Below are 7917 nucleotides of genomic sequence, written 5' to 3'. Positions count from 1 at the left end.
CTGGTCGGGGCGAGAGGATTTGAACCTCCGACTTCCTGCTCCCAAAGCAGGCGCGCTACCAGGCTGCGCCACGCCCCGATCTGCGGAAAACTGCTTACCACGCCTTTATCATTCCTGCAAGCTTTGAATCTTAAAACTTATGATGTTGTCTGTACCTTTTCAATCTGGAGAATATATTCCCACGCAAAACTGCCAAGAAGCCAAGCCTTAAAACGCACTTCTTGGCGACTTTGCGTCTTTGCGAGAGAATTTTATCGATCTTCAATTGCTGTTGGAAAAATAATTTAGTTCCAGTCCGTAATGGGTTACCGGGGTTTGTCTGCCAAAAAGGCGGTAATCGCGTTGACAATCCCTTCAGCAATCCGTGACAAAAATTGGGTATCAGTCAGTTGCTTTTCGGCGTTGGCATTGGCCAGGTTGCCTATTTCGATGGCCACTGCCGGCATATCCGCGCCCTGCAAAACCAGTAAAGGGATACCTTTAACACCAACGTCCGACGGCTGCCAAATCAATGTCAGCTCTGATTGAACATGCTTGGCCAATTTTTCACTGGCGGCTCGATATTTGGTCTGGATCATATCCCAGCGCACACCGTATTCGCCGTTGGTTGACGGCTGCTGAAGTTTAGGTTCCGTCACCAAAGCGGATCCTTGAAATGGTCTATAAAAATATACCGCGGACCGATTGGTATCGTGGACAAAGCTGCTGCCGGTATGCAGGCTAATAAAAATATCGGAATTGGCATGATTGGCCGCAGCCGTGCGGCTGGGAATGTTAAGTCCGTAATCGTCATCACGGGTTAAAACCACCCGGTAGTCGGCTTCCAGTTGTTGGGCGATGATCCTTGCCAGATTGAGGGTGATCGTTTTCTCCAGCACACCGTTTGGCCCCTTGGCGCCGTTATCATTGCCACCGTGCCCCGGATCTATGGCCACCACCGGCATTTGGGCTTCAAAAAGCTTTTGTTTTGCATCGGTTTCAGGGGCCATGACCGCCATCAGCAGACTGATCAACATGAGTGCTATCCATTTTACCTGCAACCCATGAGGGACTGTCGCGGCCGTTCGCCCTGCTGAACGGAGATCATCAGTTGCATATGGACCTTGCGCGGTGAACAAAACCATCTTATTTTTATACCTAAACCTGTCCTTTTTTTCAACACCGTCGGCGGGATCGGGGCTATATTTATCTTGACAGCTGATTTGATTGACATTATCAGTATTGTTTTTTATACTGAGATTTAAAGGATTTGGGGACTGGGCTGTCGCATTAAATTGTTGTGGTGTCTTAATGAACAAGGTCTCCTGCCAAATCGATTTACCCAAAATTTCTGCTCGTTGTTCCTTAAAAAAACAAATGCGAGAGTGGCGGAATTGGTAGACGCACTGGACTTAGGATCCAGCTCTGGAAACAGAGTGGGAGTTCAAGTCTCCCCTCTCGCACCAATTATGCTGCAAACAAAGTGCCTTCAAACGCATTGACACGGGGTCTGTTTAAGGCGCTTAAATTTTATTGAATTGGAATCAAGATGCCGTTTAAAATCGAAGATGTCAGTAGCGTAAAGAAAACACTTCACATTGAAGTTCCCCAGGAGGAAGTTGTCCAGGAATTGGACAAGGCTTACAACCAACTGATGAAAAGCGCCAAGGTAAAGGGGTTTAGACCGGGTAAAGTCCCCCGGCCCGTTCTGGAACGCATGTTTAAAAAGGATGTGCATGCCGATGTATCGTCTCGCTTAATTCAAAGCTCATTTATTGATGCCATCAAACAAAGCGATCTGAAAATCGTGGGGAATCCCGAATTGGACCCCCCGGAGCTGGCTGCCGATAGCGCTTATGAGTACAAGGCCACGGTTGAAATCACTCCCGATATCAGCGATATTAATTATAAGGGTATGGATCTGACACGAACCCTGTATGCGCCCGGTGACGACGAGGTGGATGCCCAGTTGAAAGCGCTTCAAAAGGGTATGGCCCAGCATGAAAAAGTCACTGAAGATCGGCCGGTCCAGGCAGATGATTTTGTTCTCGTCGACCTTGAAGGCACTCATGATGGCAAACCGGTTCCCGAATTTACCAAGACGGAGAATTTCAATTTACAAATCGGCAAGGCGGTCATTTCGGAAGATGTCGACCAACAAATTACCGGAATGAAAGTCGGGGAATCAAAGAAATTTACCACCCAATTCGATAAGGATTTCCCTAATGAAAATCTGGCCGGATTGGAAATCTCATTCGAAGTGGTTTTGAACGAAATCCGGCAGGAGAATTTGCCGCCACTGAACGATGCCCTGGCCAAAAAAGCCGGCCCTTACAAAACCCTGGACGAACTGAAAACGGTCATTCTGGACAATATCAAGCAAGGCTATGAAAAACGCAAAGAGCAGGAGCTCAATGAGCAAATTTTCAAAGAACTGATTTCCAGAACAACTTTTGAAGTACCGGATGCAATGGTTGAAATGGAGCTACAGGGGATCATTGAGGAGGCGGAACGCTCCTTTGCTTACCGAAATACCTCTCTGGAGGATATGGGGCTTTCAAAGGAAATGATCGCTGAAAAATACCGTGACACAGCGCTAAACCAGGTCAAACGCCATCTGATTTTGGGTAAAATGATCGATCAAGAGAAACTCGAGGTGGATAAAGGAGAAGTGGAAAGCGGCCTCAAGGAAATGTCGGAAAACTTTAATCAGCCCCTGGAAGGCATAAAACAATATTATGATCAAAACAAAGACAAACTTGAGTTGTTCAAACACACCTTGCTTGAAAAAAAGGCGATTAAACTTATCTTAGACAGTAGCAGCATCAAGGACGTAAAGCCTGAAGCGGCGGCAAAAACCAAATCCAAAAAATAAGCGTTGCCGTAAAACCGACAGCCTAAAAAAATAGGTATACAGTCCCCCAATAAACGATTATTATAAATAAGGAGAAAAATAGTGCCACTGATACCGATGGTGATTGAGCAAAGCAGCCGGGGTGAGCGAGCGTACGATATCTATTCGCGGCTCCTTAAAGACCGTATCATCTTTCTCGGAACAGCGATGAACGATGAAATTGCCAATCTCATTATTGCCCAACTGTTATTTTTGGAATCTGAAGATCCGGATAAAGACATTAATTTTTACGTAAATTCGCCTGGCGGTCTGGTGACAGCCGGTCTGGCGGTTTACGATACCATGCAGTACATTAAACCGGATATTACAACGGTTTGCATCGGCCAGGCTGCCAGTATGGGAGCGGTTTTGCTGGCAGCTGGAACGCACGGAAAACGGTACTCTTTGCCGAATTCAAGGATTCTGATCCACCAGCCCATGGGTGGTTTTCAAGGGCAGGCATCAGACATTGAAATTCAGGCCAAAGAGATCTTGAGAATGAAAGACCGCTTGAATCAAATTCTGGTCGAGCATACCGGTAAAAAAATCGAAGAGATTCAAAAAGATACTGATCGAGATTTTTTCATGTCAGGTGGGGAAGCAAAGGTCTATGGTATCGTTGACCATGTCATTGCCAACCGTGATGATCTTGATAATTTAGAAGATTCGGAGAGCGATAATGCCTAAGAAAAAAGATGAAAATGACAATCTGTTCTGTTCTTTCTGCGGGAAAAATCAATCTGAAGTGCGCAAGCTGATTGCGGGCCCGGCCGTCTATATCTGTGACGAATGCATCCAGCTGTGCAGTGAAATTATCGAGGAAGAGAGCGAGAAAGATTCCAAAGATTCGGATCGCATCCTGGCACCCAAAGAAATCAAGGAAAAGCTTGATGGCTATGTTATCGAGCAGGAGTCGGCCAAAAAGGTGCTGTCGGTTGCCGTCTACAACCATTACAAGCGTCTGGATTCCACGTTGAATACCGGTGATGTTGAAATTCAGAAAAGCAATATCATGCTGATCGGTCCAACGGGGTGCGGCAAAACACTGCTGGCTCAAACGCTGGCCCGTTTCTTAAATGTGCCATTTACGATTGCAGATGCCACCAGCTTAACGGAAGCGGGTTACGTTGGTGAGGACGTTGAAAACATCATCCTATCTTTGCTTCAGAATGCGGACTATGATGTCGACAAAGCCAAACGCGGTATCGTCTATATCGATGAAATTGATAAAATTGCCAGTAAATCCGATAACCCTTCGATTACCCGTGACGTTTCAGGTGAGGGTGTTCAGCAGGCCTTGCTGAAGATCATTGAAGGAACGACGGCCAGTGTGCCGCCAAAAGGCGGACGCAAACATCCGCAACAGGATTTTGTTAAAGTGGATACCTCCAACATTCTTTTCATCTGCGGGGGGACGTTCAACGGTCTGGAAAAGATTATTCAACGTCGTATGGGATCCAAGCAAATGGGTTTCGGCGCCAAAATTCTTTTGGAAACCGAAAGAACCATTGGTGAGATCCTGATGGATGTGCAGCCTGAGGATTTGATTAAATTTGGTCTGATTCCTGAGTTTTTGGGCCGTTTACCTGTGGTGGCAACCCTTGATGAGCTCAATGAGAACGCTCTGATTCGCATTCTGAAGGAACCCAAGAATGCCCTGCTCAAACAGTTTCAGATGCTCTTTGAAATGGAAGGTGTCAATCTGAGACTTACCGACAGCGCGCTGGCGGCTATTGCCCGGGAAGCCATGAAACGCAAATCCGGTGCACGCGGTCTACGGGCCATAATGGAAACCTGCATGCTCGATATCATGTACGAGATTCCGTCTATTACTGATGTGAAAGAATGTGTGATCGGTGAGGATGTTGTGCTCAACAAGGAGGATCCGATATTGTTGTATGAGCAGAGTAAGAAGCAAGCCTGATTTTAAATTCTTGCATGAATGGTTAATTTCTCCATATGCTGCGTTCTCCGCAGGTTTCAGACCTCAACGTACTCCAAGTACGCCTCGCTCTAAAACCTTCGTGCGGCCTTGCCTATGAAGAAATTTCCTCATTCATGAATAAGCGCAGCTCAAACATCCTGCTCTTGTTAATCCATGTTGCCGCTTTCGGTAAATGAGATTATAATCTTAATCATATTGAACGATACTAAAATAATAGTTAAAATGGGCTAAATTAAAAAAAGGAAATCCATGGTCAACATACCCAAATTTTTTAAAGATGAAGGAGCAATGGAAACAAAGATGTTGTTACCCCTATTACCATTAAGGGACCTTGTGGTCCTGCCCCATATGGTGGCGCCGCTTTTTGTCGGGCGAACCAAGTCGGTTAATGCACTGGCGGATGCCATGAACAAAGACAAGCTTGTTTTTCTGTCCACTCAGAAAAGCGCCAACGTGGACAACCCCGGTGAAAAAGACATCAACAGCGTTGGTACGATTGGCAAGGTACTTCAATTGCTGCGCTTGCCCGATGGAACGGTTAAAGCGCTGGTGGAAGGAAAATCCAGAGCCCGTATTGAACAGTTTTCATTGGAAGACGATTTTTTTCAGGTCCAAGTTGAAAAAATCATTGAACCAGTTGTCAATGAAGCCGAAGCGCTGGCACTCGTTCGTTCGGTTATCAAAGAATTTGAAGAATATGCCAGTGTCAATAAAAACATCTCCAAAGAGTTGGTCACCAATGCTTCGGCCATTGTCGATTCATCTCAACTGGCCGATACCGTCGCGTCGCATTTCTCATTTAAAATAGAGGACAAACAAAAGCTGCTGGAAACCTTTTCTGCCACCGACCGACTGTCGCTGCTCTTAAGCCTGATAAAGATGGAAATTGAAGTTTACCGTATGGATCAGCGGATTAAAAACCGCGTTAAAGAGCAGATGGAGCAGACCCAGAAGAATTACTATCTGAACGAACAGATGCGGGCGATCAAAAAGGAAATGGGCGCTGATGACGATCCGGGCGACGATATCAAAGAGCTTGAGGAAAAAATCAAGAACAAAAAGATGTCAGAAGAGGCCACTGAAAAAGTCCAGGCGGAGCTCAAAAAATTAAAGATGATGACGCCCATGTCGGCCGAAGCCACGGTTGTGCGAAATTATGTCGATTGGATCATCAGCCTGCCCTGGTACGACCAAAGCGACGTGCGCGACGACCTCGATGAAGCCGAAGGCATTCTCGATGAAGATCACTACGGTCTGGAAAAACCCAAAGAGCGGATTCTGGAATATCTGGCCGTTCAGGCTCTGGTAAAAAAAATCCGGGGCCCAATCCTGTGCTTTGTTGGACCGCCGGGTGTGGGTAAAACATCGCTGGCCAAATCGATAGCCCGGGCCACCGGCCGCAAATACGTCAGGCTGTCTCTCGGTGGGGTTAGAGATGAAGCCGAAATCCGTGGACATCGGCGAACCTATATCGGTGCTTTGCCCGGTAAGATCCTGCAATCTCTTAAGAAAGTCGGCGTAAATAATCCGGTTTTCTGCCTTGATGAAGTCGACAAAATGAGCATGGATTTCAGAGGCGATCCGTCTGCGGCGCTTTTAGAAGTATTGGATCCCGAGCAAAACTTTAGTTTCAATGATCATTATCTCGATATGGATTATGATTTATCCGATATCCTTTTCATTACCACAGCCAATACCCTGCCGGATATACCCTTACCGCTGCAGGACCGGATGGAAATTATCCGTCTGCCCGGTTATACCGAGTATGAAAAATATCATATTGCCAAGGGCTTTCTGGTGCCCAAACAGATTAAGTTTAACGGTCTGGAAGGCAAAAACGTTGTCTTCAGCAAAAATTCGATCCTGGCGGTCATACGACGCTATACCCGTGAAGCCGGGGTACGAAATCTTGAACGCGAACTGGCTTCGATCTGTCGTAAGTTGGCCAAGGAAGCGGTTAAGAACAAAGAAAAAACAGAATTCAAAGTATCTGAAAAAACGATTGCTAAATACCTCGGGCCTTACCGATTCAAGCAGGAACAGGTTGAAGAAAAGGACCAGGTTGGGATGGTTACCGGTTTGGCCTGGACCCAGGTGGGCGGTGAACTGCTTTTTATCGAAACACTGATCATGCCCGGCAAAGGCAAGCTGACAGTGACCGGCAAGTTGGGCGACGTCATGCAGGAATCAGCCCAGGCTGCAGTGAGCTATGTTCGGTCGCGGGCGCATAACCTGGTAATCGATGAGAAATTTTATCGCAAATACGATATCCATATTCATATTCCGGAAGGCGCTATCCCCAAAGACGGGCCTTCTGCCGGTATTTCGATGTGCACATCTCTGGTGTCTGCCCTGGCTAAACGTCCGGTACATCGCGATATTGCCATGACCGGAGAAATCACTTTACGGGGCCGTGTGTTGCCGATCGGCGGTTTGAAGGAAAAAATTATCGCTGCACATCGGGGGGGAATCAAGAAAATATTGATCCCGAAGGAAAATGAAAAAGACTTAAAGGATGTGCCCAAGAGCATTTCCAAACAGCTTGAAATCATCCTGGTGGAACATATGGATGAAGTGCTGACCCACGCGCTGATTATTGATAACGGACACCGGCTTTTTAAGAATGTTGACATTCCGCTTGAAATCACATCCGAAGAGACGGAAAAGCCCACCAACCTGATTTAAGTGCGAATTATCTGCCATCGGACTTTAACCTTGACAATATGGGTTGAAGTTGTTAGCAAATGCTGTTTCATGATGGCCCAATGGGTTGCAGGCATGCGCGGATAGCTCAGTTGGGAGAGCATCCCGCCTGGCGGGCGGGAGGGTCACCGACTTGTTGGCCATCCAAACATGCTAATCGAGTTAAACATGGGCGGATAGCTCAGTTGGGAGAGCACCGGCCTTACAAGCCGGGGGTCACAGGTTCAAGCCCTGTTCCGCCTACCACTCATTTTCTGAGTGGTAGGATCAAGCTATTCGCAACCATAAAAGCAATAAAAGTTTCGGGGGCGTAGTTCAGTTCTGGTTAGAACGCCGGCCTGTCACGCCGGAGGTCGCGAGTTCGAGTCTCGTCGTCCCCGCCATTTTAATAAAAAGG

Annotated in this window: 5 protein-coding genes and 4 tRNA genes; 7 read left to right on the top strand and 2 right to left on the bottom strand. The window is 46.9% G+C overall.

Annotated features, from left to right (window positions below; genetic code table 11):
* Position 1 precedes the first annotated feature (1 nt).
* Positions 2–78, bottom strand: a tRNA-Pro gene (locus tag QNJ26_21370).
* Positions 79–305: 227 nt separating this feature from the next.
* Complete coding sequence (locus QNJ26_21365) at positions 306–1016, bottom strand: N-acetylmuramoyl-L-alanine amidase (protein MDJ0988104.1); 711 nt, start codon at positions 1014–1016, stop codon at positions 306–308.
* Between the two features lie 342 nt (positions 1017–1358).
* Here QNJ26_21365 and QNJ26_21360 point away from each other — a divergent pair.
* The 7 genes from QNJ26_21360 (at position 1359) to QNJ26_21330 (ending at position 7903) form a co-directional block, all read left to right on the top strand.
* Positions 1359–1445 (top strand) — tRNA-Leu (locus tag QNJ26_21360).
* 83 nt (positions 1446–1528) lie between these two features.
* Positions 1529–2854: a trigger factor gene (gene tig / locus QNJ26_21355; GenBank protein ID MDJ0988103.1), complete on the top strand. Its 1326-nt coding sequence runs from the start codon at positions 1529–1531 to the stop codon at positions 2852–2854.
* An 81-nt stretch (positions 2855–2935) separates the two neighbouring features.
* The gene (gene clpP, locus QNJ26_21350; protein ID MDJ0988102.1) at positions 2936–3559 is read left to right on the top strand and encodes an ATP-dependent Clp endopeptidase proteolytic subunit ClpP; all 624 of its coding nucleotides are present in this window, start codon (positions 2936–2938) and stop codon (positions 3557–3559) included.
* Entirely contained in the window at positions 3552–4796 is a 1245-nt protein-coding gene (gene clpX / locus QNJ26_21345) for an ATP-dependent Clp protease ATP-binding subunit ClpX (GenBank protein MDJ0988101.1), read from the top strand. Before clpP ends, clpX begins: the two co-directional genes overlap by 8 nt.
* 270 nt (positions 4797–5066) lie before the next feature.
* Positions 5067–7502, top strand: coding sequence for an endopeptidase La (gene lon, locus QNJ26_21340; protein MDJ0988100.1), 2436 nt, complete (start codon positions 5067–5069; stop codon positions 7500–7502).
* Positions 7503–7690: 188 nt separating this feature from the next.
* A tRNA-Val gene (locus QNJ26_21335) sits at positions 7691–7766 on the top strand.
* A gap of 58 nt (positions 7767–7824) precedes the next feature.
* Positions 7825–7903 (top strand) — tRNA-Asp (locus QNJ26_21330).
* The last annotated feature ends 14 nt before the right edge of the window (positions 7904–7917 follow it).

The sequence above is a fragment of the Desulfobacterales bacterium genome (genome assembly GCA_030066985.1).
GTDB lineage: Bacteria > Desulfobacterota > Desulfobacteria > Desulfobacterales > JAHEIW01 > JAHEIW01.
This window is presented reverse-complemented; position numbering and strand designations above follow the sequence as displayed.

What these genes read in the sequence shown, in the direction of transcription:
- clpX (MDJ0988101.1), top strand. Translation starts at nt 3,552, where the DNA reads ATGCCTAAGAAAAAAGATGAAAATGACAATCTGTTCTGTTCTTTCTGC.
- QNJ26_21365 (MDJ0988104.1), bottom strand. Translation starts at nt 1,016, where the DNA reads ATGTTGATCAGTCTGCTGATGGCGGTCATGGCCCCTGAAACCGATGCA.
- lon (MDJ0988100.1), top strand. Translation starts at nt 5,067, where the DNA reads ATGGTCAACATACCCAAATTTTTTAAAGATGAAGGAGCAATGGAAACA.
- tig (MDJ0988103.1), top strand. Translation starts at nt 1,529, where the DNA reads ATGCCGTTTAAAATCGAAGATGTCAGTAGCGTAAAGAAAACACTTCAC.